The organism is uncultured Xanthomarina sp. (assembly GCF_963971605.1).
Lineage (GTDB): Bacteria > Bacteroidota > Bacteroidia > Flavobacteriales > Flavobacteriaceae > Xanthomarina > Xanthomarina gelatinilytica.
Genome location: NZ_CAXATZ010000011.1, coordinates 35,018 through 61,633, shown reverse-complemented (window position 1 = coordinate 61,633; position 26,616 = coordinate 35,018). Strand labels below are relative to the sequence as shown.

General features: G+C 35.6%; 24 protein-coding genes. 3 read left to right on the top strand and 21 right to left on the bottom strand.

The window, feature by feature from the left end; all coding sequences use genetic code 11:
• Positions 1–16: 16 nt before the first annotated feature.
• From AACY93_RS06330 to AACY93_RS06295, 8 genes are all read right to left on the bottom strand, one after another.
• Positions 17–412 (bottom strand): hypothetical protein, encoded by a 396-nt coding sequence (locus AACY93_RS06330; protein ID WP_286852988.1) that lies wholly within the window; start codon positions 410–412, stop codon positions 17–19.
• Positions 413–418: 6 nt separating this feature from the next.
• Positions 419–1,009, bottom strand: coding sequence for a TetR/AcrR family transcriptional regulator (locus tag AACY93_RS06325; RefSeq protein ID WP_286852989.1), 591 nt, complete (start codon positions 1,007–1,009; stop codon positions 419–421).
• Between the two features lie 16 nt (positions 1,010–1,025).
• Positions 1,026–2,426: an efflux transporter outer membrane subunit gene (locus AACY93_RS06320; RefSeq protein ID WP_286852990.1), complete on the bottom strand. Its 1,401-nt coding sequence runs from the start codon at positions 2,424–2,426 to the stop codon at positions 1,026–1,028.
• A 2-nt stretch (positions 2,427–2,428) separates the two neighbouring features.
• Positions 2,429–5,563 (bottom strand): efflux RND transporter permease subunit, encoded by a 3,135-nt coding sequence (locus AACY93_RS06315; RefSeq protein WP_286852991.1) that lies wholly within the window; start codon positions 5,561–5,563, stop codon positions 2,429–2,431.
• A gap of 19 nt (positions 5,564–5,582) precedes the next feature.
• Positions 5,583–6,707 (bottom strand): efflux RND transporter periplasmic adaptor subunit, encoded by a 1,125-nt coding sequence (locus tag AACY93_RS06310; protein WP_286852992.1) that lies wholly within the window; start codon positions 6,705–6,707, stop codon positions 5,583–5,585.
• Between the two features lie 12 nt (positions 6,708–6,719).
• Positions 6,720–7,208, bottom strand: coding sequence for a transcriptional regulator (locus AACY93_RS06305; protein WP_286852993.1), 489 nt, complete (start codon positions 7,206–7,208; stop codon positions 6,720–6,722).
• Positions 7,209–7,333: 125 nt separating this feature from the next.
• The gene (pheS, locus tag AACY93_RS06300; protein ID WP_286852994.1) at positions 7,334–8,353 is read right to left on the bottom strand and encodes a phenylalanine--tRNA ligase subunit alpha; all 1,020 of its coding nucleotides are present in this window, start codon (positions 8,351–8,353) and stop codon (positions 7,334–7,336) included.
• 75 nt (positions 8,354–8,428) lie between these two features.
• On the bottom strand, positions 8,429–8,785 hold the full coding sequence (locus AACY93_RS06295; protein ID WP_007647048.1) for a hypothetical protein: 357 nt from the start codon (positions 8,783–8,785) through the stop codon (positions 8,429–8,431).
• Between the two features lie 87 nt (positions 8,786–8,872).
• On the opposite strand from AACY93_RS06295, the gene AACY93_RS06290 reads away from it, so the two are divergent.
• A complete protein-coding gene (locus tag AACY93_RS06290; protein ID WP_286852995.1) occupies positions 8,873–9,397 on the top strand; it encodes a CvpA family protein in 525 nt (174 codons plus the stop codon).
• A gap of 49 nt (positions 9,398–9,446) precedes the next feature.
• On the opposite strand, the gene AACY93_RS06285 is transcribed toward AACY93_RS06290, so the two are convergent.
• The 12 genes from AACY93_RS06285 to AACY93_RS06230 all read right to left on the bottom strand — a co-directional run bounded on the left by AACY93_RS06285 (position 9,447) and on the right by AACY93_RS06230 (position 23,058).
• Positions 9,447–10,073 (bottom strand): carbonic anhydrase, encoded by a 627-nt coding sequence (locus AACY93_RS06285; protein ID WP_007647052.1) that lies wholly within the window; start codon positions 10,071–10,073, stop codon positions 9,447–9,449.
• Between the two features lie 4 nt (positions 10,074–10,077).
• Positions 10,078–11,949, bottom strand: a complete 1,872-nt coding sequence (locus AACY93_RS06280) for a SulP family inorganic anion transporter (RefSeq protein ID WP_286852996.1) — start codon at positions 11,947–11,949, stop codon at positions 10,078–10,080.
• A gap of 154 nt (positions 11,950–12,103) precedes the next feature.
• Positions 12,104–12,403: a hypothetical protein gene (locus tag AACY93_RS06275; RefSeq protein WP_286852997.1), complete on the bottom strand. Its 300-nt coding sequence runs from the start codon at positions 12,401–12,403 to the stop codon at positions 12,104–12,106.
• 64 nt (positions 12,404–12,467) lie between these two features.
• Positions 12,468–13,217 carry a tetratricopeptide repeat protein gene (locus AACY93_RS06270; RefSeq protein WP_286852998.1) on the bottom strand — a complete coding sequence of 250 codons (750 nt, stop codon included), beginning with the start codon at positions 13,215–13,217 and terminating at the stop codon, positions 12,468–12,470.
• Positions 13,214–14,989 (bottom strand): BatD family protein, encoded by a 1,776-nt coding sequence (locus AACY93_RS06265; RefSeq protein ID WP_286852999.1) that lies wholly within the window; start codon positions 14,987–14,989, stop codon positions 13,214–13,216. Before AACY93_RS06265 ends, AACY93_RS06270 begins: the two co-directional genes overlap by 4 nt.
• A gap of 58 nt (positions 14,990–15,047) precedes the next feature.
• A complete protein-coding gene (locus AACY93_RS06260; RefSeq protein ID WP_286853000.1) occupies positions 15,048–15,923 on the bottom strand; it encodes a tetratricopeptide repeat protein in 876 nt (291 codons plus the stop codon).
• Positions 15,924–16,051: 128 nt separating this feature from the next.
• On the bottom strand, positions 16,052–17,089 hold the full coding sequence (locus AACY93_RS06255; RefSeq protein ID WP_286853001.1) for a VWA domain-containing protein: 1,038 nt from the start codon (positions 17,087–17,089) through the stop codon (positions 16,052–16,054).
• A gap of 31 nt (positions 17,090–17,120) precedes the next feature.
• Positions 17,121–18,125, bottom strand: a complete 1,005-nt coding sequence (locus AACY93_RS06250) for a VWA domain-containing protein (RefSeq protein ID WP_007647065.1) — start codon at positions 18,123–18,125, stop codon at positions 17,121–17,123.
• Complete coding sequence (locus AACY93_RS06245; RefSeq protein ID WP_286853002.1) at positions 18,125–19,813, bottom strand: hypothetical protein; 1,689 nt, start codon at positions 19,811–19,813, stop codon at positions 18,125–18,127. Before AACY93_RS06245 ends, AACY93_RS06250 begins: the two co-directional genes overlap by 1 nt.
• A gap of 70 nt (positions 19,814–19,883) precedes the next feature.
• Positions 19,884–20,750 carry a DUF58 domain-containing protein gene (locus AACY93_RS06240; RefSeq protein WP_286853003.1) on the bottom strand — a complete coding sequence of 289 codons (867 nt, stop codon included), beginning with the start codon at positions 20,748–20,750 and terminating at the stop codon, positions 19,884–19,886.
• Between the two features lie 75 nt (positions 20,751–20,825).
• Positions 20,826–21,827, bottom strand: coding sequence for a MoxR family ATPase (locus AACY93_RS06235; protein WP_007647073.1), 1,002 nt, complete (start codon positions 21,825–21,827; stop codon positions 20,826–20,828).
• 157 nt (positions 21,828–21,984) lie between these two features.
• Positions 21,985–23,058: a DUF4382 domain-containing protein gene (locus AACY93_RS06230; RefSeq protein ID WP_286853004.1), complete on the bottom strand. Its 1,074-nt coding sequence runs from the start codon at positions 23,056–23,058 to the stop codon at positions 21,985–21,987.
• A 286-nt stretch (positions 23,059–23,344) separates the two neighbouring features.
• Here AACY93_RS06230 and AACY93_RS06225 point away from each other — a divergent pair, with 286 nt between their 5' ends.
• Entirely contained in the window at positions 23,345–24,097 is a 753-nt protein-coding gene (locus tag AACY93_RS06225; RefSeq protein ID WP_286853005.1) for an SDR family NAD(P)-dependent oxidoreductase, read from the top strand.
• 30 nt (positions 24,098–24,127) lie between these two features.
• Positions 24,128–25,261, top strand: coding sequence for an ATP-binding protein (locus AACY93_RS06220; RefSeq protein ID WP_286853166.1), 1,134 nt, complete (start codon positions 24,128–24,130; stop codon positions 25,259–25,261).
• A gap of 162 nt (positions 25,262–25,423) precedes the next feature.
• Here the strand turns inward: AACY93_RS06220 and AACY93_RS06215 are convergent, their stop codons facing one another.
• Positions 25,424–26,614: a DUF1501 domain-containing protein gene (locus AACY93_RS06215; RefSeq protein ID WP_286853006.1), complete on the bottom strand. Its 1,191-nt coding sequence runs from the start codon at positions 26,612–26,614 to the stop codon at positions 25,424–25,426.
• Positions 26,615–26,616 lie beyond the last annotated feature (2 nt).

Below are 26,616 nucleotides of genomic sequence, written 5' to 3'. Positions count from 1 at the left end.
CTTTCCCAAGAATATGTTACTTTACCAAAACCCCTTTCACATCCATTAAAGGAATAGGTTGTAAGGCTTTTAAATTAATGGTATTTTTCCTGAACAGAAAGGTTTTATCGTACATGGTTTTCCCTTCAAAAAAAGATACTTTAAAGGTGTTGTTTAAAGCAAATAATTCTTCCTGCATCAATTCTATCTTGGCATAGCTTTTAGCAGGAAGCCGTTCTAATTTTTTTCTAAAGGTGGATGTAATTTTGCCCTCGTTATAACCACCGGTAACTATAAGCACCATCTCTAAATCAACATCTTTATTGTTTATAATATAGGCGTTCCAGTCTTGGCTGTTGTAAATTTCGTTATACTCGTTTACAACAGCTATATAAACGTTTTCTACTTTTGGAATAAAAATGTCTTTTTTCATTGGTCATTATTTAAAATACAGATTGTTGTAGCCTTTCTTTACTATGCCTCGCAAACTATAAACTATAAAATGGTTTAACAGCTCTTTGTTAGAATGTACATCAAAAAGATTATTGCTTTTGAAGGCGATTTCTTCAAAGCGCTTAAAATATAAATCGCAAAACAGGTCTAGATTGACTTCGTCTAAAAGCAGACCGTTTTTTTTAGCAATTTCCAAAAGGTTATAAACCCTTACTTTTACAAAAGTATCGCGAAAGTCATCAAATACCTTATTGGATGCAGGATAATATTTTTTCAACCCAAAAATAAAGGATGGTTTAAAATATTTTAAACGGTCAAAAGCACTTTCATACATTAAAATAATGCTGGAAATAGGGTCTTTTTGATCTTGTAACAATTGCTCTAAAGTTTGGTTGTAATCATCAATTAAATATTGAATACATGAAGTTACCAAATTTTCTTTGCTCAAAAAATGTTTGTAAAGTGTTTTTTTGGAAATACCTAACAAAGCAGCAAGCTCATCCATAGTGAATCGCTTGCTGCCAAATTGAGTAAACTTCTCGGCTGCGAACGCAATTATTTGTTCTTTGCCAATCATAACAACACTAATTTTTTTATTTCCAGCCTCCACCAAGGGCTTCATATAAATTGACAATACTCAACAACTGGTTCAGTTTGTTATTTATCAAATTTAATTCTGCACTTAAAGCATTTTGTCTAGCAGTTAACAAGTCTAAATAGGTAGCATAGCCATTTACAAGTAATTCTTCAGAATTGGCTTCAGCTTGTCTTAAAGCTTCCACTTCGTTTTTCCTAAATTCAAATTTTTCGGTTTGTGCATCATAATCATACAAGGCATTGGATACCTCATTACCAGCCACTAACAATGACTTTTTAAAGCCTAACAAAGCTTGTTCTTGTTGAGCCAAAGCTACTTCGTGCTGTGTTTTGATGGCTCGCTTGTTAAAAATAGGTTGTGCCAAACCTCCAATGATATTTGCAAACAACGAATTAGCACTTAACAGTTCATCTAACTCAAGACTTTGAAAACCACCAGAAGCTGTAATAGTCAATGACGGATAAAAATTACTTCGCGCCACATTGGTCATTTCAAACGCATTGATTAAGGCATATTCCGAAGCCATAACATCTGGTCTGTTACGCAATAACGTTGCTGGAATTCCCAACTTGATTTCTGTTTCCAAACTTTGATTATCCAAAAGGGTTCTTTCAATGATTTGCGATGATCTACCAAGTAAAAGGTTTAAGGTATTTTCCGTTTTAAAAATGGCTACCTCAATATCTACCAATAAAGCCTTTGCATTGTTATATTGCGCGATGTTACCATCTACTGCCACTTGATTTGCCTGACCAGCTTCCTTGAGTGCTTGAATAGTTGTTACACTATTCTCCCTAGCAGTTATGGTTTGTTTGGTAACTTCCAGTTGGGCATCCAATGCTAGCAATTGATAATAAACAGTAGCGATACTAGAAACCAACTGCGTTTTTACTGCTTGGTGTGCAGCGACACTTTGCAAATAGCTAGCCTCACCTGCTCGCTTTGTACTAAGTATTTTTCCCCAAATATCTGCTTCCCAAGACAAGTTTCCAGTAAGTTCAAATTGTTCTATACTACCATTGAAAAAGGAACCGAACTGACTGTTTTTTGACAATTCCTGGTGCGTCATGGAAGCTTGCGCATTTATACTAGGCAAATAACCTGCTTTTCCTTGTTTCATATAAGCTTCGGCAGCTGCCATTTGTTGTATTGCCACACGAATGTCCAGATTGTTTTGCAGCCCTTCTTCAATATACTGTTTTAAGTATTGATCTGTGAACATGTCTTTCCAGGAAACATCTGCCATAGAAAGGCTATCCTGTGGCAAATTATCAGTACGGTACAAATGTTCTGTTTCTTCCAGTTCTGGACGCGAATATTCCTTCGCAACAAAACAACTTTGTAATGTGGTAGCCATAACCACCACAATTAAGGTTTTATTTATAATTGAATTCATATTTAAGCTTCTTTAGTTTCAACAACAGGTTTACTTGACACTTTTTCTTGCAACCATTGGAACAGGATGAACAAAATAGGAATCACAAACACCCCTAAAATAGTACCTATTAACATTCCTCCAGCAGCACCCGTACCGATAGAATTGTTTCCTTCGGCACCTACGCCTTTCGCTAACACCAACGGCATTAATCCTAAAATAAAGGCAAACGACGTCATTAAAATAGGTCGTAAACGAGCTTTGGCTCCGTGAATAGCGGCATCGACCAAACTTTCGCCGTGGCGACGTCGCTGTACAGCAAATTCTACAATAAGAATGGCGTTTTTAGCCAACAGCCCAACCAACATTATCAAGGCGATTTGGAAATAGATATTATTTTCCAAGCCCATCATTTTTGTTGAAAAGAAGGCTCCAAATACACCCAATGGTAATGAAAAAATTACAGCTAATGGTAACATATAACTTTCGTATTGTGCGGCTAATAAGAAATATACAAACACAATTACTAATAAGAAAATAACCATTGTTTGATTTCCTGCACTTACTTCTTCACGCGATAAACCAGAATACGCCACGTCATAATTACTTGGCAGGTTTTTAATTTCTTCCTGAACTATGGCAATGGCATCACCCGTACTAAATCCAGGGTTTGATGCACCACTAATTTTTGCCGAATTATAAAGGTTGAAACGCGTTACCGATTGTGGACCGTATACACGTTTTAAACTAACAAACTGTGTGATAGGAGCCATTTCTCCGCTACCCGTTTTTATGTACAATTCGTTTAAAGAATTCGTATCGGTTCTGTCTTCTGGTTGTGCTTGAACGTACACACGATATTGCTTACCGAAGCGCGCAAAATCGGCAGCATAAACACCTCCAATATAGCCTTGCAAAGTTGAAAAAATACTGCTTACTGAAACTCCATAACGTTTTGCCAATGGTACATCTATTTCTAATTCGTATTGCGGATATTTGGTATTAAAAGATGTCTGACCGTACTGAATGGTAGGATGCTTCATCAAATTACCAATAAACTGCTGTGTGGCTGCATCTAAGTCTTCAAAGCTTCCTCCAGACTTATCCATTAAATTCACTTCAAAACCACCTGAAAGTCCGAATCCAGGAATACTCGGCGGCGCAAAGAAAATAATATTGGCATCTGGAATAGTGGCTGCAATTCCAAAAAGTTTTCCAACAATGGCGTTTGATGACAAATCATCGGTTTCTCTTTCTCCCCAATCATCTAATTTCACGAAACCTAATCCGTAGTTGGTTCCTGCTCCACTAATTAAACTTCTACCGTTAATTACCGTTACACCTCTTACTCCTGGAATTTGACTTGCTTTTTCATACAGTTCTTCCATTACAACGTTAGTTCTATCCATTGATGCTCCTGCAGGTAGCTCTACATTCATAAATACAATACCACGGTCTTCGTTAGGCACAAATCCTGTTGGTGTTGTACTAGCAGCCCACCAAATACCAACTCCAGAAAGAACTAATAGCGCTCCTGTAATCCATTTGTTTTTGTATAAAAAAGCTAGTGATTTTCCGTAGCGCTCGGTTGTAGCGTTGAAACCAGCGTTGAATTTATCGTAAAATTTCTGCAAAAAGCTTTTGTTGCTATGTTCGTGGTCATCGTGACCTTTCAAAAACAAGGCACAAAGCGCTGGACTCAAGGTTAAAGCGTTAACGGCCGAAATTAAAATCGCCACAATCAGCGTCACCCCAAATTGCTCATAAAACACCCCTGTTGGTCCTTGAATAAACGTTACCGGAATAAACACGGCTGCCATTACCAAAGTAATCGAAATAATAGCTCCCGAAATTTCGTGCATCGCATCCAACGTAGCGGTTTTGGCACTTTTAGCGCCTTCGTCTATTTTAGCATGAACTGCTTCAACCACAACGATCGCATCATCAACCACAATACCAATGGCCAATACCAAAGCGAACAGAGTTAATAAGTTGATGGAATACCCGAAAATATTCAGGAAGAAAAACGTTCCCACAATAGCCACCGGAACAGCAATGGCCGGAATTAAAGTGGAACGGAAATCCTGAAGAAATATAAACACCACCAAGAACACCAAAAGGAACGCCTCAATTAAAGTATTACGTACTTTGTTCATTGATGCCGTTAAGAAATTATTGGTGTCGTAATTAATCGTGTACTCGATGCCCTCTGGAAAATCTTGTGACAAACGGTTTAATTCCGATTTAATATTTTCAATTATTTCTTGTGCGTTAGAGCCAGCTGTTTGATATATACCCATATTCACGCTGGGGTGACCTTCGGTAAATCCGTACGAATCGTATCCTTGGGCATCCAGTTCAATTTTCGCAACATCTTTTAATCGAAGATATTCGCCATTATCCAAAGCCTTAATAATGATGTCTTCGTATTGCTTTTCGGTTTTAAAACGTCCGCTATACTTTATATTATATGAAAATGCTTGTCCGTCGTTTTGTCCCAAAGAACCTGCTGAAGCCTCTAAACTCTGCTCTCTTAAAGCAGCGGTGACTTCGGAAGGCACTAAATTATAAGCGGCTAATTTTTCAGGTTTTAACCACACACGCATCGCATAATCCTGGTTGGAAAACACATTTACGTTACCCACACCATTCACCCTTTGCAAAGCAGGAATCACGTTGATTTTTAAATAATTTTGAACAAACGTAGCGTTGTAATCTTCATTTTCAGAATACACTGATAAGAACATCAGTGCCGATGTTTGCTGCTTTTGTGTAGTAACTCCTGTTTGAATTACTTCACTAGGCAGTAATGGATTTGCTCTTGCCACACGGTTTTGCACATTTACCGCAGCAATATCTGGATCCATTTCTTGCTCGAAATACACGGTAATATTTGCTGTACCATTATTGTCAGCAGAAGATGTCATATAAGTCATTCCCTCAACACCGTTAATCTGCTCTTCAATAGGAATAATAACACTCTCTAAAATAGTTTCGGCACTCGCCCCAGGGTAAGTTGCATTTACCTGAATGGTTGGCGGTGCAATATCTGGATACTGTTCAACAGGTAGTGCTGAATACCCTAAAATACCCAAAATGACGATTATAATGGAAATTACGGTTGATAAAACCGGCCTTTCTATAAATGTTTTTAACATAATTTATTGCTCTAAAATGTTATTGAAATAGTGGTTTTATAGGCTTTACAATACTATCGAAAGCCACTTTTTGTGGCTGTATTGGCATACCGTTTCTTAGCTTACCTATACCTTTTACTACGATTAAATCGCCTGCTTTTACTCCTGAATTTACAATGTAAAACAGGTCGGTTTTATCTTCAACAGTAATTAAAGTTGACGTTGCTGCATTGCCTTCACCTACAGTATAAACATAAGTTTGCCCCTGTTGCTCGTAAGTGGCCGATTGTGGCACGACTAAAGCATTTTCGTATGTATTTGGGATTTTTATGGTTCCGCTATTTCCGTTGGTCAACAACATATTTGGGTTATCGAAAACAGCTCTAAAGCTTACCGTTCCAGTATTGGCATCAATTTGTCCAGTTACGGTTTCAATGGTTCCTTTTTGTTCGTAGGTTTGTCCATTGGCCAATTGTAATTCCACTTTTGGGAAATTGGCAATTTTGTCTTGAAGTGTTTTGCCTTCAGTTTGTTGAAGGAAATCCAAATACTCGGTTTCGTTCATTGAAAAATAAGCGAACACTCTTTCAATACTAGCCACTGTAGTTAATGGCTTTGCACTAGTAGCACTTACCAAAGACCCTTCGCGATACGGAATCGCCCCAACAAAACCATCTACCGGACTCGTTACCGTGGCATAACCAATATTGGCCACCACACTATTGTACGTACTTTTTGCCTGTGCTAAATTGGCTTTAGCGGTTTCCAACTGCACTTCGCTGATAATGTTTTTTTCAACCAGAGGTTTTAATTTGTTTACCTCAACTTGAGCTACATTTACACGGGCTTTTGCAGCATTAGCATCCTGACTTAAGGATTGGGTTTCCAATTTAAAAAGTGCTTGTCCTTTTCTTACTTTTTGCCCTTCATCAACTAAAACTTTTTGAATATATCCAGAAACCTTGGCACGAACTTCACTGTTAATCGTTCCCTCAATAGTGGTTGGGTAAGTCGTGTAAGATCTTACGTTTTTCTGAGGAACTTCGGTTACCGTTAACGGTAAGGCTTGTTGCTGTGGTGCTTGTTGTTGTTCTTGCTTACAACTAGCAAACATAAGAGCAATCATACTAAGAATAGTAAAACTATATTTATTTAATTGTTTCATTTTATGAGTTGATTAGTGTTTATTATTTATTACAGTTTCTTTTAGTTTAATTATTGATGAAATAGCACCGTCCAAGAAACCTATAAAACTGTCGTGAAAACCAAGTTCAAATTTATTTTCTTCCTCTAAGGTTTTATTTGTCTCTTCTTTATAAGCTTTAATTTCTAAGTGCAGTTCTTTTTCATTTTTCCATTCTTCCACCATATTACTAATACCTTGAAGCATGGTATCGCGATTAATGATATAGTATTTTTTTCTATCGCCTGTTTTGGTAAAGTAGCTTATCTTTTTTAAATCTTGTAAATGACTTAAATGAGTGGATATGGTACTTTTACTGGCACATAAATCGTTTACCAAGTCCTCGAAGGTTGTGCCTAGTTTTCCCGTAAGGATTACATAGGACAAAATTCTGGCAGCCACTGGTGCTAAATGGTCTTTTTTTTCAAGATGAACCCCTAGTTTTTCAACTAAATCGGCTTTCTGTTTATTTAAATGGTCCATTTTTCAAAATTTTAATGGCGCAAAAATACGTTTAGTTCGGAACAAACCGAACCAAACGAAGTTAAAAAATTGTTAAATAAAAAAAGCCGATGGTTTATCGGCTTCTATCTTTTATTGAATTGCGCTTACAGAGCAGATTTAAACTGTTCCAGAAAGCGTACATCGTTTTCACTTAATAAACGAATATCGCCTATTTGATGCAAGAGCATGGCTATTCTATCTATTCCCATACCAAAAGCAAATCCAGAATATTCTTTAGAGTCTATGCCGCAATTTTCCAACACATTAGGATCTACCATGCCACATCCCATAATTTCCAACCATCCTGTTCCTTTGGTTATTTTATGGTCAATTTCTGTCTCCAAGCCCCAATATACATCTACTTCTGCACTTGGCTCCGTAAACGGGAAATAAGAAGGGCGTAAGCGTATTTTAGATTTCCCAAACATTTCTGTAGTAAAGTATTGCAAGGTTTGTTTAAGGTCTGCAAAACTTACATCTTTGTCAATATACAAGCCTTCTACTTGGTGAAAAAAACAATGCGAACGTGCCGAAATGGCCTCGTTTCTATACACTCTTCCTGGAGAAATGGTCCTAATAGGAGGTTTGTTGTTTTCCATATAACGCACTTGCACCGAACTGGTATGCGTACGCAATAAAATATCTGGATTGGTTTGAATAAAAAACGTGTCCTGCATGTCTCTTGCTGGATGGTATTCCGGCAAATTTAGCGCTGTAAAATTATGCCAATCGTCTTCAATTTCAGGGCCTTCACTGACATTAAACCCTATACGGGAAAAAATATCGATTATTTGATTTTTCACAATAGATATTGGATGTCTTGCTCCAATCTCGATAGGCTCTCCAGGACGGGATAAATCGCCATAAACACCTTTAATCTCTTCTTTACTTTCCAGTTCTTCTTTAAGGGAAGCAACTTTGTCCTCGGCTGTTTTTTTAAGGGTATTTATAACCTGACCAAATTCTTTTTTCTGATCGTTGGCTACATTTTTAAACTCCTTAAAGTAATCGTTAAGAAGTCCTTTTTTTCCTAAATATTTAATTCTGAAAGCCTCAACTTCTTCTTTCGATTTTGCTTGGAAAGCTTCAGCTTCAGCAATTAACTCTTTGATCTTATCTATCATGATATTTTTGAAAATGAGTGCAAATTTAGTGAATTATGATGAAACTTGTCTTTGAAGCGTGTATAAAACCGCTAATTATTCAATGTATTTACTTTCCATAAAGTAGCTTACAATGGCTTCTTTCATTAAAACACTTTGTTCTCCAGCTTTTAATGGAGGCAACTGTTCTTTTATGATATAATGAGGCCATCCATCTTCATCAAAATAATCAAATTCATAGTAACCATAAGGCTCCAGAAGCCTGCAAATGGCTATGTGCATAAGGTCCAATTTGTGATCTTTTTTGAATTTTTTATCAAATTGTCCCAGTTCCTGAACACCAATTAAGTAGATTATGGCGTCTAAATCCAAGGTGTCTCCATCTGCAAATTGCTTGGATAGCTTGTCGACTATAAGTTCCCAACGTTGTTTTAATTGTTCGTCTCTAGACATATTTATTTCCCACAAAAGTGGGTACTCTGTTTTTTAGTTTTTTATAGAAATGCAAAGTTAAGTTATATTTACAGAAATATTACTATTATGAGTGTTATTGATATTGTTTTATTGGGTTTTCTGCTTCTGGGTTTGATACGTGGTTTTTTAAAAGGGTTTTTTGTTGAAATTGCCTCACTTGTAGCTTTGGTTGCTGGTGTTTATGGCGCCATTCATTTTAGTGATTATGCCGCTTCTTTTTTTGAAGATAGTGTAGATTGGGATGAAAAATATGTAAACATTCTTGCCTTTACCATTACGTTTATAGTTATTGTTTTAGCAATTGCTTTGGCAGGAAAAGCCTTAACTAAATTGGCAGATTTTGCTGCGTTGGGCATCTTGAACAAACTTTTAGGCGCTTTGTTTGGTGGTCTGAAAATGGCACTTATTTTAAGTGTGCTCTTAAATGTTTTTGATAAATTGAACACGACCATGAGCTTTTGGGACGAAGCTCAAACAGAACAAACTGTGCTATACAAGCCTGTAAAATCTGTAGTGCCATTGCTATTTCCATTTATAATAAAATATGAAGAAACAGACCTTTTAAATATAGAGCCGAAAGAAGGCGTTTAAAAGAATTTTGAATTAAAAAAGCCACTTTTAAAGTGGCTTTTTTAATGGTTTAATCTAAGTGGTAAATTTCCATAATGTCTTTTAGGTATTTTTCAAAATCGATTTTTAAATCAATCAATTTTCCTGTGTGCACATCAAACACCCAACCATGAACTTTTAAACCTCTTTTTCTTATGGCTTTTTGAACAGCAGCTGTTTTAATTAAATTCACACACTGTTCTTTTACATTTAGTTCTACCAGTTTATCGTAACGCTCATCTTCGTTTTCAATGGCATTTAACTCGTTTCTATGGAGCCTGTATACATCACGAATGTTACGTAGCCAAGGGTTTAAAATTCCCAAATCGGCAGATTGCATGGCTGCTTTAACACCGCCACAAGCATAATGACCACATACAATAACATGTTTCACTTTTAGGTGGTCCACAGCATAATTGATTACAGACATGACATTAAGATCTATGCTTATTACCATGTTTGCAATGTTTCTGTGTACAAAAACCTCTCCAGGAGTTGCTCCCATAAGTTCTTCGGCAGTTACACGACTATCAGCGCAGCCAATATATAGCAATTCAGGGTTTTGTCCTTTTCCTAAAGCTTCAAAATAGTCTTTATCGGCTTGTAATTTATCTTGTATCCAAGATTTATTGTTTTCAAAAACTTTGTCTAAATTCATAATATTAATATTTATCTTTTACATTATTTTTTATCCAAGTGGTACAGTCCTTAAAAGTAAGAAATATATGGTCTGGATGTATTAAGTCTGGAATAATATCTATACGTTCCATTAAATATCTAGGTTGGTTTAACAAACCAACAAAAAGCACTGTAATGTTATTATTGTAAAGTTCCTGCAGCACATCTTCCATGGCGTACAGTCCAGATTGATCCATATACTGCATTCTCCCTAAACGTATTACCACAGTTGAGGCAGTTTTGGGAATTTGTGCAGCAAGACTTTGAAAATCGCTGGTGGAACCAAAAAACAAAGGCCCTTTTAAGTGCTTTATAAAAACTTCTTCTTTCAATTTCTCTGGAAAATTGGCTTCGTCTGTCCAAGCTTTTTCTTCTTTTAAGGTCTTAACATCTGATCTTTGTGCTGTTAAATCGCCTATTTTCTTCATAAATAAAAGCGAGGCAATAACCAATCCTATTCCTACAGCATATACCAAGTTCCAAAAGGTTGATAACAGTAGTACTATGACCATAATCAAAACTTCTGAACTTAATTTTAAAGGTCCCACTTTAATATCTTTTGGCATACTAGGAATGGATTTCAAGCCTTTGTAGTCCATAACACCAATTCCCACAGTAATCAATATTCCAGCTAAAACTGCAGCGGGAATACTGGAAGCCAGACCAGGCAAACCAGGTATTAATAAAATACATAACAGCAACAAACCTGCAATCATACCAGACAACTTGGTTTTTCCACCAGATTTAATGTTTACAACGGTTCTTATGGTTGCTCCTGCTCCAGGAATTCCACCAAAAATGGCTCCAATACTGTTACCTATACCTTGTCCTATCAATTCTTTATTTGGTTTGTGCTTTGTTTTGGTCATATTATCTGCCACCACACTAGTTAGCAAGGAATCAATAGCTCCCAAAAGAGCCAAGGTCAATGCTGTAAAGATATATGGTGTTATTATGCCAAAACTAAAATTGGTAATGATACTTAAATTTGGAACAGGCAATCCACTTGGAATTTCTTCAATAGGTCTATAATTTAAACCAAAAGCCATGGCAATGCCAGACATTACCACAAGTGCCACCAAGGTGCTAGGAATAGCTGTTGTAATGCGTTTAAAGCCATAGATAATAATGATGGTCCCTAAAGCCAATAAAACTTCCAGCCAATTGATATTCTGTATCGCTTTGGGCAAAACTTTAATAGCCCCTACAACACCGGAAGCCTCATTGGCAGCTAATGTCTTGGACTCTTTTAAAATATCTTCTTGACTTATATTCTTGGCCCTATCAATGGTTTCCTTAAAATCCTCCAAAACCAAGATCCCTTCACCTGCTTCTTCTTTTAAAATGTTTTGTAGGATAATCTCTTCGGCTTGAGGCTTAAATTGTTCCACAAAAACTTCATCGTCTTTGGGATAGTATCCTAAAGCTGGTAGTATTTGAGTGACAAGGATAATGACACCAATGGCTGTCATAAAACCAGAAACTACAGGATAAGGAATGTATTTAATGTATTTACCAAAGCCTAAGAAACCCAATCCTATTTGAAACAAACCTGCCAATAAAAATACGGTTAAAATAGCCGGCAATGCTTTGGTTACATCGCCATCATTAACAGCAAGTATTCCTGCTATTACCACCATACTTACGGCAGTCATTGGAGCCGTTGGACCAGAAATTTGTGTGTTGGTACCACCAAAAAGAGCTGCAAAAAAGCTTATAAAGATGGCTCCATATAGTCCTGCACTTGGGCCTAACCCAGACGAGACACCAAAGGCCAATGCTAGAGGAAGGGCTACAATACCAGCCGTTATACCTCCAAAGGCATCCCCTTTGAAATTTGAAAATAATTTTTTCATGTACAGATGTATTTTGTTTATGTTGATACCCTTAATGTGTATCAAACACTAATTATAATTGCACCTCTTGACTTGGGTACAATACTAACTTTAAAAAATTGTGAATGTTTGGTTTGAAGAGTTTGTTTTCAAACCATGCAATAAGGATTTATTGCTAAATAATACAATCTGGTGGTGGAGAATGTGTTTCCAGTGAAAGCTGGGAATAGTGATTTAAATAAAAATCGAATTGTTTCTTTTTTTGAAGTTCCAAAACAAGTAATTCTGAATTGTCATAATTAGGAAAAGCTATTTGCTTATGCTTGATTTCGTAGTTGTTGTTATTTTCTTCTTCGTTGATACCATAAAACATCGATATATCAAACGATTTGTCCATAACAGTAATCACAAAAGGAGCTGCTATAAACATGGTGAAAATAATGATAAAGCAAAGTGAAATAGTAGTTTTCTTCATCCAATTTTTTTAAAAATCAAGAACAAAGATACAATTCCATTTTTTTATTTTAGTTAAATAAACTTTAAAGTGCTTTTATATCCTGTTTTAGGATCCAACCTGTTTTCCCATCGGAAAGTTTGATTTTTTTCCAGTTGTTTACAGTGTCCAAAATTTGAACCTTGGTTCCTTCATGTAAAATAAAAGCTTCTGTGCTGCGTAAATTAGGCTCGCTTTTTACTTGACTTTCTTGCGCAAAAATAATGGCTGGTTGGTCTTTTTTATCCAAATTGAATTTATGAAAAGCAAATATCAAGGCTAGGCAAGTGAAACCTAAACTTAACATACTGCTTACAAAAGCGAGTCGCTTTTTAGTAGTGGAATAAGCAAAATAATAGGTTAGGAACAGAACTACAAAGATAGAAATAAAAGCAATTGCAAGTTTGGCCCAAGTATTAAAACCAAAGGTATTGGTTACTTTTTTAATGTAATTTGAAAGCCCAACCTCTGGAACAGAATCTATGGCATCAATGGTCATATTTCTTGCAAAAGCTGCATTGTTTTTTATCTCTTTATCGTTTGGCGCCAATTGTAAGGCTTTTTCGTAATAATAAATACTAGGAGCAATATGGTTTAGTTTATAATGTGCATTTGCCAAATTAAAATACAGTTCTGCAGAATGTTCCCCGTTTTCAAGAATATTTTCGTATTTAAGAATGGCTTGCTCATAATTTCCATCGTTATATAAGGCATTTCCCTGTTCAAACAAAGAGATGTTTTGAGCCGTTGTAATAAAGCTCAATAAAAACACAAGTATGTAAACTAACTTCTTCATTTAATTTGTTTGTCTATTGCAGAAATGGTTTTTGCTGCTTTATCGTAATCTTGTTGCATTTCCACATGAGTGATTGGTGTGTACCTAGCCAATTCGCAATTTTTTAATATTGCTATAAAACTAGTTACAACTTGACTGTCCACTTGTTTGGTTAGCAATAAATCTTGAATTTTTTCTTTGGTAAATTCACTGGTTTCAATATGCAGTTTGGCTTTTAAATAATTATGTAATGCTTTTTCCAAGGCCACATAAAAAGCTTCTTTATTGCCTAATGCTTTTTTAGCTTCACCTAGATAGCGTTTGGCCAGTTTATCGGCTTTTCTAATTTTATTTCCAGTAATATCTGCATCGCGTTCCTGTTTCTTTTTTCTAATAACTATGGCCAAAGGAATGGCTAAAAGTGGCAGCAGTAACCCTGTCCAGAAACCCGTAGACTTAAAAAAGTTGTTTGGTGTTATGCTTGTTAACTCTGTGCTTGTTTTAATAAAAGCAAATTGCTGGTTGTTTACCACAACAGGTTGTTTTCCATTATTTGCTGAAGCAATATTGTTGTCTGAAGCTGTAGTGTTTGTTGGACCATCTAGTACATTAATAACAATTTCGCCAGAAGAAATACGTTTATAGGATTCTGTTTTTACATCAAAATACGAAAAGCTAATACTAGGAATTGGGTATTTTCCTTTATATTGAGGTACAATGGTGTAACTATCTGATATGCTTCCTTGCATACCATTTAAATTGGTCACCACATTTTCTGAATGTTCTGGTTCGTAAACTTCCAAGGAACTTGGCAATGATAATTTAGGGAGTTCGAATAGTTTTAAATTTCCATTTCCTTTAACTTCTACACGAGCTTGCAAAGATTCTGAAGCGTTTAGCTCAGATTTGGATGTAATGACATTGAATTCAAAATCTCCAACAGCTCCTGTAAAATCGGTTGGCTTTCCTTCTACAGGTAACGGTTTTACTTGAATTGTCCTACTGCCAGCTGAGATGGTTTTATGCACTTGTGTCATCAATCTACCTCCAAAAATATCCCTTCTGTTTGTTGGTATTTCTATAGTTACATCCAAACTTAAAGGTTCTATTTCAAGTTTTCCGGTTTTTTGAGGGTATAACACAGTTTTACGCAATACCACATATCTATAATCTTCGCCTTTATAAGTGCCATTTAAAACTTTAAGGTTTTTTATATCAATATTCTGGCTCCAAAAATCGTTATATCTTGGGTTGTCTATTTCACGCCAATTGCTCACTCCTGTGTCTGGAGACACATAAAGTTTGTAAACCACGGTTATGGCTTCATTTAAATAAGGGTTTCCGTTGGATACCTCAGCCACCAAATGTATGTTATTGGAAGCAATGGTTTCTGGGTTATTGTCGTCGTTAGGTCTGTCAACGGCAGCAGTAACCACAATGGTTTGAGGGGTTGTTTTATATATTTCACCATCAATTTCTATGGTTGCCTGTTTAATGGTGATAGAGCCTCGTTGTTTTGGTGATAAAAAATAACTGTATGTTTTTTTATAAGACCGTTTTCCATTCATCCAGGACGTGCTCACTGCCTGGTTGGGTCCTCCAACAATATTAAATCCCACAAAATCTGGCGGATTGAAATTATCGCCATCTTTGTTCATCTCAAAATCTACACGCAACCTTTCGTTAATACCAAGTTTTTTCTTGCTTACTTTAGCTTCAAAAGTTACTTGAGCAGTAGCAATACTTGTACTTAATACAATGAGCAATAATGATATGTGTTTTATTATTTTCATAGGTTCATTGTCCTTTGGACGTCTTTCCCAAGAGGAAAGAGAAATCTTTATAAATTGTTTACCAATCTTTTTCTGTTTGAACTTTTACCCCTTTTTGCTTTTCAGCATTTATTTTTTCCTGTACTTTTTGTTCTTGATTGTTCATGGCTTCCAACAAGTTTTTTACTTGTTGAGGTGATAATTGTCCTGGCTGAGGTTGAGGTGGTTGTTGGTCCTTTTTCTGGTCGTCTCCCTTACCTTGATCCTTTTTATCTTCTTTAGGTTTGCCTTGATCGTCTTTTTGGTCGTCGCCATCTTTTTTATCTTGATCGCCTTGGTCTTGGTTATCGTCTTTATTTTCGCCTTCGTCTTGTTTGTCTTGATCGTCTTTTTGCTCGTCCTGGTTTTGATCTTGATTTTGGTCCTGATTCTGATCTTGGTTTTGATCTTTGTTTTGGTCGTCTTTATTATCGTCTTGCTGTTCGTCTTTTTGGTCTTCGGCACATTTCTTTGCTAAAGCCAGATTGTAACGTGTTTCATTGTCTGAAGGGTTGTTTCTAAGGGCATTTTTGTAGGCATCCACTGCTTCCTGACACTTGTTTTCTTTCATTAATATGTTGCCAATATTATGAAAAGCTTTGTGTTTTTCTTTTTTTGAAGTAGCGTTTTTTGTTGCTTGTTGCAAACGGTATAAAGCTTCGTTATAGCTTCCTTCTTGATAATAGGAAGTCCCTAGATTATAAGCTCCAGCAACCGAAGTGGCTTGCTGTGAAAGTGCCTTACGATAAGCCATTTCTGCTGAAACAAAATCGTTGTTTACTGCTTTTTCGTTCCCTTCGTACACAAAATTATTGGCTTTTTTCAAGGCCATCAACTCTTGTTTCTCTTGGTCTTTTTCTTGAGAAAATCCAGAAATACTAATTAGTGCAAATATGTAAAATAGTAGCTTTTTCATTCTTATTCTTATCGTCTTTCATTTTGCTTTTTTGCAACCTCTAATATATAAAACTGTTGTATTGCTGATAGTTAAAGCTTTTATAAAATTTCAATTTGGTTAAGCTTGCAGGACATTGAAGCTTGAGACTATAAGTTTTCGTTAAACAGATTCAATTTTTTTAACCAAGCTGTTTTTCTGTCCAATAAAAAAATGTCCAAAAACAAAAAAGCTATGGCAAAGGCCAAGAACCATTGAAATTGATCTTTAAAATCGGCAAACTGTTTGGCTTCAAATTCCTTCTTGTCCATTTTATTTAATATATCCCTTATGTTTTCTACCACTTCGTTGGTGTTCTTGCCATTTAAATAAGCGCCATTGGCTTCGTTGGCAATGGTTTTAAGGGTTTCTTCGTTTAGACGAGTGATAACGGTTTCGCCATTGGAATCTTTTTTGTAGTTTAAAACAATGCCATTTCGTTTGATGGGAATGGGACCTCCTTTGGCGTCTCCAACACCTATGGTAAAAATCCTGATGCCTTCTTCGCTAGCTTCTTCCGCTACTTTTGCTGCATCTTCACTATGGTCTTCTCCATCTGAAATAATTATTAAAACCCGATTGGTTTGCTCATCGTCGTCGTAATAGGTTTTGGCCAATTCAATGGCTTCATTTATGGCTGTTCCTTGAGAAGACAGCATGTCTGTATTCATGTTTTGCAGGAACATTTTTGCTGAAGCATAATCTGTAGTGATTGGTAATTGAGGAAAGGCTTTTCCTGCGTATGCAATAATTCCCACACGATCGCTAGCTAGGTTATTGATAATTTGTGTTACCAATTGTTTGGCTTTTTCCAATCTGTTTGGTGCTATATCTTCTGCCAACATACTTTTGGAAACATCCACTGCAAAAACAATATCCACTCCTTCTCGTTTAACCGTTTCCAGCTTGGTACCTATTTTTGGGTTTACCAAAGCAATGGACAAAGACGCTATGGCCAAGCAAATAACAGTAAGTTTTAAAATACTTTTAAACAGCGATTGGTTTGGGCTTAATCTCTTTAATAGTTTTTTATTGGCAAACTTTTTTTGAGCATGGCGTTTCCATATTTGAAGCACCAAAAAGAATAGGATTATTACTGGAATAACCGCTAATACCCAAAACCATATTTTTTCTTCTAATTGATACATTTTCTATTGTTAAGTGTTCAAAGTTTTAAGTTTACACAAAACTCCTAAATATTGTAAATCTCAATAATAACTCCAAAAGCAATAACATGCCTGCCAAAAGCACCAATGGTCTGTATTTTTCTTCGTAGTTATAGTATTTAAATTCTTCAATCTCTGTTTTTTCCAACTTGTTTATTTCGTCGTAAATTTCGGCAAGCTTCTCATTGTCTGTTGCTCTAAAATATTTACCTCCTGTTACTTTGGCTATCTCTTTAAGCAGTTCTTCATCAATTTCAACTTGTGCACGACCATATTGAAAATTCCCATTAGGCAAAATAGCCATTGGCGTTAAAGCCATTCCATTTGTACCCAAACCAATGGTATAGGTTTTAATACCATATTCCACAGCCAATTCGCTAGCTATTTTAGGATCTATAAAACCGGAGTTGTTAACGCCATCTGTTAATAGGATAATTATTTTGCTTTTGGCCTTGCTATCTTTTAAACGGTTTACCGAAGTTGCCAGACCCATGCCAATTGCTGTTCCTCCTTCAATAATGGTATTGTATTTTATGCTTTCCAGAGAGCGCAATACTATGGCTTTGTCGCTGGTAATTGGTGTTTTTGTATAGCTTTCACCTGCATATTCAACCAAACCAATTCTATCGTTTGGTCTTTCTTTTATAAACTCGGCAGCCACTTCTTTTAATGCTTCCAGCCTGTTTGGCCTTAAGTCCTTGGCCAACATACTTGCCGAAACGTCTATGGCCATGACAATATCTATCCCTCGAGTGGTTTTGGTTTTTGTTGAGACATCTACCGTTCTTGGTCTTGCCAAAGCTGTAATCAATAACGCCAACACCAATAATCTTAATACAAAAAGGACATGTTTTAATTTTGGTAAAAAGGAATTTCCTGTTTTAAAACCTTTTAAGCTGGATATTTTAAGTTCGGCTGTTTGTTTATTGAACTTAAAAACATACCATAAAATGGCTATTGGAAGCAATAAAAACAACCAGAAAAACTCTTTATTTAAAAATTCAATCCCTTCAAACATTATTGTGTTGCTTTTTTAAGTTCTATGGAGTTTATAATTCGTTCTGAAATTTGTTCGGCATACCTATCAGCATCTGCCCAAGTGATTAAAATTTGCTGCAAAACATCTTTATTGTCTGAAACAAATTGAAGTAGCACATAATGTCCATCCTTGAAATCGTTTGAGTTTAATTCAGGGATTTTTAAGGTTCCAAAGGTTTTAAGGCCTTCGGCGCCATTGGGAGTGACAAATTTTTCCTGTTTTACAAAAATATCTGTAACGCCTTGTTTTTCTAAATCGTTAATACTTTTGGCAGCTACTTGGGTTAAATCCACTTCTTTCTTCTCTGGATCTTGACCTTGATTTTGAAAGGTAGTGGTGCTCAGGTTTATATATAAGTCCTCTTGCAAAGTACCATACTTAAAACTAGTAATGTTAAGTTTTGCTTTAATATCCTGAGGTGTTGGAGGATTGTCCCTTTTTAAAACTTCTGGTGTAGATATATCAATTGGTGGCACGCCATATTCGCTTCTAACCCATTGTCCTTCCAACAGTTCTTTAGTATCATGACCCAGAAGCGTATCGGTAACATACCCAAATCCATATTTTATTCCAAACCCTACATATACTGCAACAAGCAGCATTACAGCAGCCAAACTGGTAAACACTATCTTTCTTTGTTTCTTTTTTCTTGCTTGTGCCTCTTTGTATTGTTGGTCCAGTAATTTTTCTTCTTCTGTTGGTTCTGGAAGCACTTCTTTTACATGATCTATTTCCAAATCTATGGTGTTTCGGTCCAGTTTTGCCAATTCTATATCTGGAGCAGATTTAGCGAATTTTACCAAATCGGCACGCTTGAAAATGCTTTCTAGGTTTTTAAGGGTTTCTTTACTTAAATCTATTTGGTTGCCTTCTTTAAGTAAATTCAACCTGGAAATAAGTTCATCTGTTGTGCTTTCCAAAGCTCTATCGTAAACCTTTTCGTCTATATATCTTCTAATGGCAAGGGTTAATTCTGAATAGTATTCCTTTAATTCCGAATTTTCCAAATAACCACTTTCGTCCAATTTTTTTAAGGCCAATTTAGCTCTTTCATAAGGTGGCAACAAAGCTATCTCCTCTGCTTCGGTCAATGGTTTTTTTCGCCATATAAACCAATATAAAAAAGCAGCCACAACAGCTACAAATACAAGGATAATAAGCAAGGTCTTCCACCAATCGCTTGCACTTTTTTCAACGTCCATTAAAGGTTTAATTTCGTACAAACCTTGTTTGGTGGTATCTACCTCAATGGTGTTTACAACTACTTTAAGGGAATCTGTAAAATAGGATTTGTTTCCTATAAGGATTTTTTGCTTTGGAATGGTGTAAGTACCAGAATCGAATTGGGTTAAACCATATTTTTTTATGAGAAGCCATTTGGCGTCCTTTTTGGTGGTATCCACTTTGTAAGACTCTATAACTTCCAAAGGCATGAAGGTTTGTCCTTCAGGAAAAACCACCAAATTTGTTGAGTCTGTTTCCACTTCCACCTTAAAGGTAATTTGCTCACCTATTTTAATGGATGTGGAATCTATGGATGAGGAAATTTCCTGTGAAAAAGTTAGGGATGAAAACAAAACAAAAAACATGGAAAATAGACTCCACGACTTAATTAGGCTGGAACTGAAATATGTTTTAACTTTGGTATGATTAATCTTATATTTCATTTTATTTTTTATCTTGTTTAGCACGTTCACTGCACTTAGTGTGTCATGCCATACCTGACATTTTTTTTTACTAATTTCTTCTTTTAAAATATCCCAATAACTTTTTTACGTAGCTTTCGTCCACACGACAATCTAAAGAACCTGCTCCAGATTTAGCAAAACTGTCTTTGAAATAGGCCACTTTATCATGGTAAAATTTACTGTAATTTCTTCTTACGGTTTTGGATGCCGTGTTCACCAACATATACTCTCCTGTTTCGGCATCTTGCATTTGTACCATACCTAAATTTGGTATGGATTCTTCACTTTTATCATAGATTCTAATACCTGTAACATCGTGCTTTCCAGAGGTTATTTTTAAGGTTTGTTTATAATCGTCTGCTATAAAATCGCTTAAAAGAAACACTATGGCCTTTTTCTTCATTACATTGGACAAAAACTTTAAGGCTTCGGTAATATTGGTTTGTTTGCTTTTAGGGTGAAACTCTATAAGTTCCCGAATGATACGAAGTACATGTGAACGTCCTTTTTTAGGTGGAATGTATAATTCGATAGTATCTGAAAAGAGTATCAATCCAATCTTGTCGTTGTTTTGAGTGGCTGAAAACGCCAAGGTTGCAGCAATTTCAGTAACAATTTCATTTTTAAATTGTTCTTCGGTACCAAACAACTCAGACCCTGAAACATCCACCATAAGCATCATGGTCAATTCGCGCTCTTCCTCAAAGACTTTTATATGAGGTTCGTTGTAACGTGCTGTTACGTTCCAGTCAATGTTTCTTACGTCGTCTCCATATTGATACTGCCTAACTTCAGAAAAAGTCATCCCACGACCTTTGAAGGTGGAATGGTATTCCCCTCCAAAAATATGATCAGACAAACGACGTGTCTTGATCTCGATTTTTCGTACTTTTTTTAGTAGTTCTTTAGTATCCATGATTTAGATTCAAGATTAAATATTTAAAATTCAAAGTAACAAAACCCTGAATTTAGAATTTGAAACTTTGAACTATTAAGGTACTTCAATCTCGTTTACAATTTTGTTGATAATATCCACAGAAGTGATGTTTTCTGCTTCGGCTTCGTAGGTTATCCCTATTCTATGACGCAATACATCGTAAACAACAGCTCTAACGTCTTCAGGGATTACATAACCACGTCTTTTAATAAACGCGTAACATTTTGCTGCTGTTGCCAGGTTGATACTTCCACGTGGAGATGCTCCAAAAGAAATCAATGGTTTTAAATCGGCAAGTTTGTATTTTTCTGGATAACGTGTTGCAAACACAATGTCCAAGATATATTTTTCTATTTTCTCGTCCATGTACACATCACGAACAGCTTTTTGGGCGTTTAAAATTTGCTGCACGGAAATCACCGGATTTACTTTTTCGAAAGCGCCTTTTAAATTGGCTCTAATAATTAACTGTTCTTCGTCCATCTTTGGATAGTCTATAACTGTTTTTAGCATAAAACGATCCACTTGAGCTTCTGGTAACGGATAGGTTCCTTCTTGCTCTACAGGGTTTTGGGTTGCCATTACCAAAAATGGCTTGTCCAACACAAAGGTTTCGTCTCCAATGGTTACCTGTTTTTCCTGCATGGCTTCCAGTAAAGCCGATTGTACTTTTGCAGGTGCCCTGTTAATCTCATCAGCCAACACAAAATTTGCGAAAATGGGTCCTTTTTTAATGGAGAAATCATTTTGCTTCATGTTATAAATCAATGTCCCAACCACATCTGCAGGTAATAAATCTGGGGTAAACTGAATTCTGCTAAAGCTACCATCCACAGCTTGTGCAAGCGTGTTAATAGCGAGTGTTTTTGCAAGTCCTGGAACACCTTCCAACAAAATATGTCCTTGACCAAGCAAACCAATAAGCAACCTTTCTACCATGTGCTTCTGACCCACAATAACTTTGTTCATTTCCAAAATAAGTAAATCAACAAAAGCGCTTTCCTTTTCAATCTTCTCGTTAATTGTCTTAATATCAATTGTACTTGTATCTTCCATCATTTTTTTAACTTTTTATAGGCTCGAATATAGCATCCTTAATTGAGCCATGCAAATTGTTAAAATTTTCGCTGTCTTGCTGTTAATAATTGGTTAAAAATTAAAGAGCAGCACTGTTAGTGCTGCTCTTTAACATATATTTTAATAAAACTTTCAGTTACTCCAAAGTAATGTCTCCTAAATCTAAAGTTGCATCTTGAACAACTTCAACATCTATAAACTCTGTACTGGATAAGCCAGAAACTGGATCTGGAGTAATTATTACTGTATAAACACCTACTGGAATATTTTCTAAAAGAAACACACCAGTGTTTACATCGCTTTCGGCTGTAATTATGTTTCCTTCCACATCAACAGAAGCTGTAGCAGTAACACCAGTATTTAAAATAGTACCTGTAATTGCTCCAACTTCAGGCAATAGTTCTAATTCAACCAGACCCATATCTGTAATTTGACCATTTACAACAGTTATATTATCCACGGTTACTATTGCATATCCAGAATTTGGATCAGGAGTAAAAGTTACCTCATATGTGCCTTCTGGAATACCACCAAGTAAAAAATTACCATTGGCATCAGCATAAGCAGAAACAACTTCTCCGTTTATGTCAACAGATGCCATAACTTGAAAATTTGATGGATTTACCATGCCCTGAATGCTTCCTGAGGTATATTGAGTACTTGCCCTAATTACTGGTTTTAAGTTTATATTTCCAGAATTACCAGCTACTACAATAGACTCATCAACATCAAAGTCTAAAAGAATATCATAAGTAAAACCTGGTGATAATTGCTCATTAATGTTAATTTTTAGTCCAGATTGTTGCGCACTTGGGGTATTTAATGGAAAAGTTTCCCCATCAATAACTATGGTGTTATCTTCTCCTAAAACCAATCTTATTTGATTTAAGGTGCCAGAAGGGACTTCATAACCATCTGCAAGCAACACACTCACTCCACCTGTTAACTCCAACAAGTCATAAACACCTGTGTTAATGGCTTCTAGACTTACCCATCCGCTTTCATCATCGCTAGCATCATTAACCTTTACCATAACATCAACAATATCAACAAATACATGGTCGTAATCTCCTGGTTCATCTACTAATTTTACAGATAAATAGGATGTTCCATCTATTGCAGTAGTATTATCATCGTTGTCACTACAATTAAATAATGTAATTGCCAATATTGATAAAATAAAAATTTTAAATTGCTTTAATGTTTTCATAAATAAGTTTTTTATTAGGTTCATTTAATATACGATTATGTCTGTAGAAATTGATTATTCTTTAAAACCAAACGCTTGTTATCGTGATTAAACAATCCTTACTTTTAATTAATAATTATTATTAAAAACCTGTTAAACAGCATTTTAACTGTTTTGTTTTTAAAATCACTAAAATTTTGTTAAATCTTTTAATTGCTTAAAAATAACCCGTCCACCAAATATTTTATGCTATCAATAAGATATTATTTAATCACGAATTGATATTTTTATAGTATAATTAAAAATCATGAGAAAAATTGCCTTAATAACAGGAGCCACCAGTGGTATTGGTCGTGCAACAGCTTATGAATTTGCCAAACATGGCATGCATCTTATTTTGTGTGGAAGACGACAAGAACGTTTGAAATCCATACAAGCAGCTTTAAAAAAACAGACCGAAGTACATATTTTAAATTTTGATGTTAGGAACAAAGAAGAAACACTAAAAGCCATTGCATCCTTGCCTGAAGCCTTTAAAAACATTGACGTTTTGGTTAACAATGCCGGAAATGCCCATGGGCTGGACGCCATTCAAGCAGGCAATCTGGAGGATTGGGATGCCATGATGGACATAAATGTAAAAGGGTTGCTGTATGTTAGCAAAGCTGTGATTCCACAAATGACAGAACGAAAGACCGGACATATTATCAATATTGGTTCTTCGGCAGGAAAAGAGGTATATCCCAAAGGAAACGTGTATTGTGCCAGCAAACATGCTGTGTTGGCCATTACCGAAGGTATGCGAATAGATTTAAACGATTTTGGCATTAAGGTAAGCGCCATAAACCCGGGATTGGTGGAAACAGAATTTTCCAAGGTTCGTTTTAAGGGAAATGCCATTGCAGACAATGTATATAAAGGCTATAAAGCCTTGCAACCCGAAGATGTTGCCGAAATTATATATTTTACCATAAGCAGACCTGCCCATGTTAATATTGCCGATTTGTTGGTGTTCCCAACGGCCCAAGCTTCGTCTACAATTGTAAAGAAAGAGTTATAAATAAAAATGCCACTTTCGTGGTAAATGAACATGATCAACAAACGCTTACTTATTAAAAACCTATTGGCTCATAATGATGAGAATAGCTTTTACGATAAAAAGCGCATGATTGATATTAGCCAAAAAGAAGGAAAGGCTAAATTTTTAAAGCATGTCTGTGCCCTTTCAAATAGCAATCCAAAAAACAATTCTTACATAGTTATTGGTGTTGAAGATGAGGACAACCAAATAGTAGGTGTCGATTTTTTTGATGACAGCAAAATTCAAAACCTTATCAATGCCTATTTAACAAATCCTCCTATCGTTCAATATGAAAACATTCCGTTTCCTCATTTACCAGACGATAAAGTGGTTGGTTTAGTGACCATAAGGTCCATAGATAAAATTACTTCCTTAAGGAAAAATATCTGGAAGTATTATGGTGGTTCTGTTTTTTTTAGGGATGGCAGCATGAGCATGCCCAAAGTCTTTGATATAGAAATTAAGGATGTAAACTCTGGTATTGTAACTGCCATTGAAAATCATTCTCAAAACAACATTGAACATACCCTTGATGGTGTTTTCGATTTTTTAAAAAGCAGACAAGATTACAACCCGAAATACAAAGTATTTAAAGAATATTTTGTGTTATGCTGGTCTGGACAAAAAAAACAGGTAAAAGACGAAACCTTTTACTCCCGAGTTGATATTAAACTTATAAACGAACAAGTGCGTTTGTTTTACTCTACCTTGGATGAAGTTTCCATTTCTTATGATGAAGATAGCTTTAAAATAATTGAATATGTTAATTTAGGGCTACAAAACTCCTATAAATATTACCCTTTGGAGGAAACGGTTATTCAATTTTCTGATAACGTTAGTTATAACATTGAAACCACTTTACTTTTTGAAGCACCTCAATACGATAAGAAAGTGCTGCATCATATTTACAATGCCAATAATGCCATATTGGATAAATTAAAAAAAGGGATGTCTTTAAATAAAAACGAAGTCCAAGATTTAAAAAACCTTCCTGCCACCTACTTGATTTGTTATTTGAACTTGTTTCACGAAGCCATAGACAAACTTCATGAAGCGAAGCCTTTTTTAAAATCTTTTAACAAAGAAACCTACCTGCTTTACAAAGAAGCCGTTAGGATATTAAGAAAAGTAAAATACAGCTAAAGTTAAGTATGCCAAAATTACAACCAATTATACAATAGTTCTTACCAACTATAAAATAGTTAGCACTCTAGAGATGGTTTTTTAATATTTTTGAATGCTATTAATCAATTACCATATCAACCTTGTTTAAACAGTTTCATACTGCTTTAATCAAGGTTTTTTTTATATAAAATCCAGTTGCTTATAATTCTTGAACAATACTGCTTCATGGTTTACATCCAACCATTTATTTAAAACAGTTGCATATATAGTCCTAAAGTCTATTTCAAATTTAAGATCACCATTGTCGTCCAAATCGCTTAAACTTGCTAGATTGTTATAGATTCCTGGTTTTTTTAAATTTCCTCCAATAACAAACAGCGCATTGGCAGAACCATGATCTGTTCCATGACCAGAATTTTGTTTGACACGTCTCCCAAATTCAGAAAAAGTTAAAATCAAAGTGTCATTAAAGGTATCTTTAGATTGCAGGTCTTTTACAAAAGCATGGATGCCTTCAGCATATGCTTTTAAAAGTCTTTTATGTGTGTTTTCTTGATGCACATGTGTATCAAAACCGTTTAAAGACCCATAATATACTCTTGTTTTTAATCCTGAATTAATAAACTGCGCTGTGGTTTTTAACTGCTTGGAAAAAGAATTATTAGGATAGTTTACAGAAGTAGAAACCGTTTTACTGGTTTCGTAAATGTACTTGGCAGAAGACTCTGCATCTATCATGGTTTTGTATAAATACCCTAAATTATGTTCGCTTAAATGCGCTTCTTCTTGATGGCTTGCAATATTCTTTAAATAAGGATCCTGTGTCATTTTGTAAAATGTATGGGCATTTTGTACTGCCAAGCCATTTTGGGTTTCTCCTTTTAGAGCCAAAGACAAACTATGGTCTAACTCCAAAGCTGTATAAGGTGCTGTACCAAATTGGTCTACATATCTGCCTATCCAACCACTTTGCAAGTACTGATTGGAACTACTGGCTGTTTGCCAAATATCTGTTGCCCTAAAATGGGACCTGTTGGGGTTTGGGTAACCTACATTGTTAATAATGGACACAAAACCTTTGTCATAGAGTTTTTTAAGAGGCAACAGGCTTTTATGCATGCCCAAATCGTTATCCAAAGCCATGACGTCTTCCTTCTTTAAGGCAAGCGTTGGTCTAGCCCTATAATACTCATCATTTCTAAAAGGAACAATGGTGTTCAAGCCATCATTACCTCCAGAAAGCTGTAGAATAACCAAACGTTTATAGCCTGTTTCTGCAGTAATATAACTACTGAAGGCTTTAACAAAGCTTGGCACAAAAAACAAGCTACTTGCCAAAGAGGAATGCTTTATAAATTTTCTTCTATCCATAA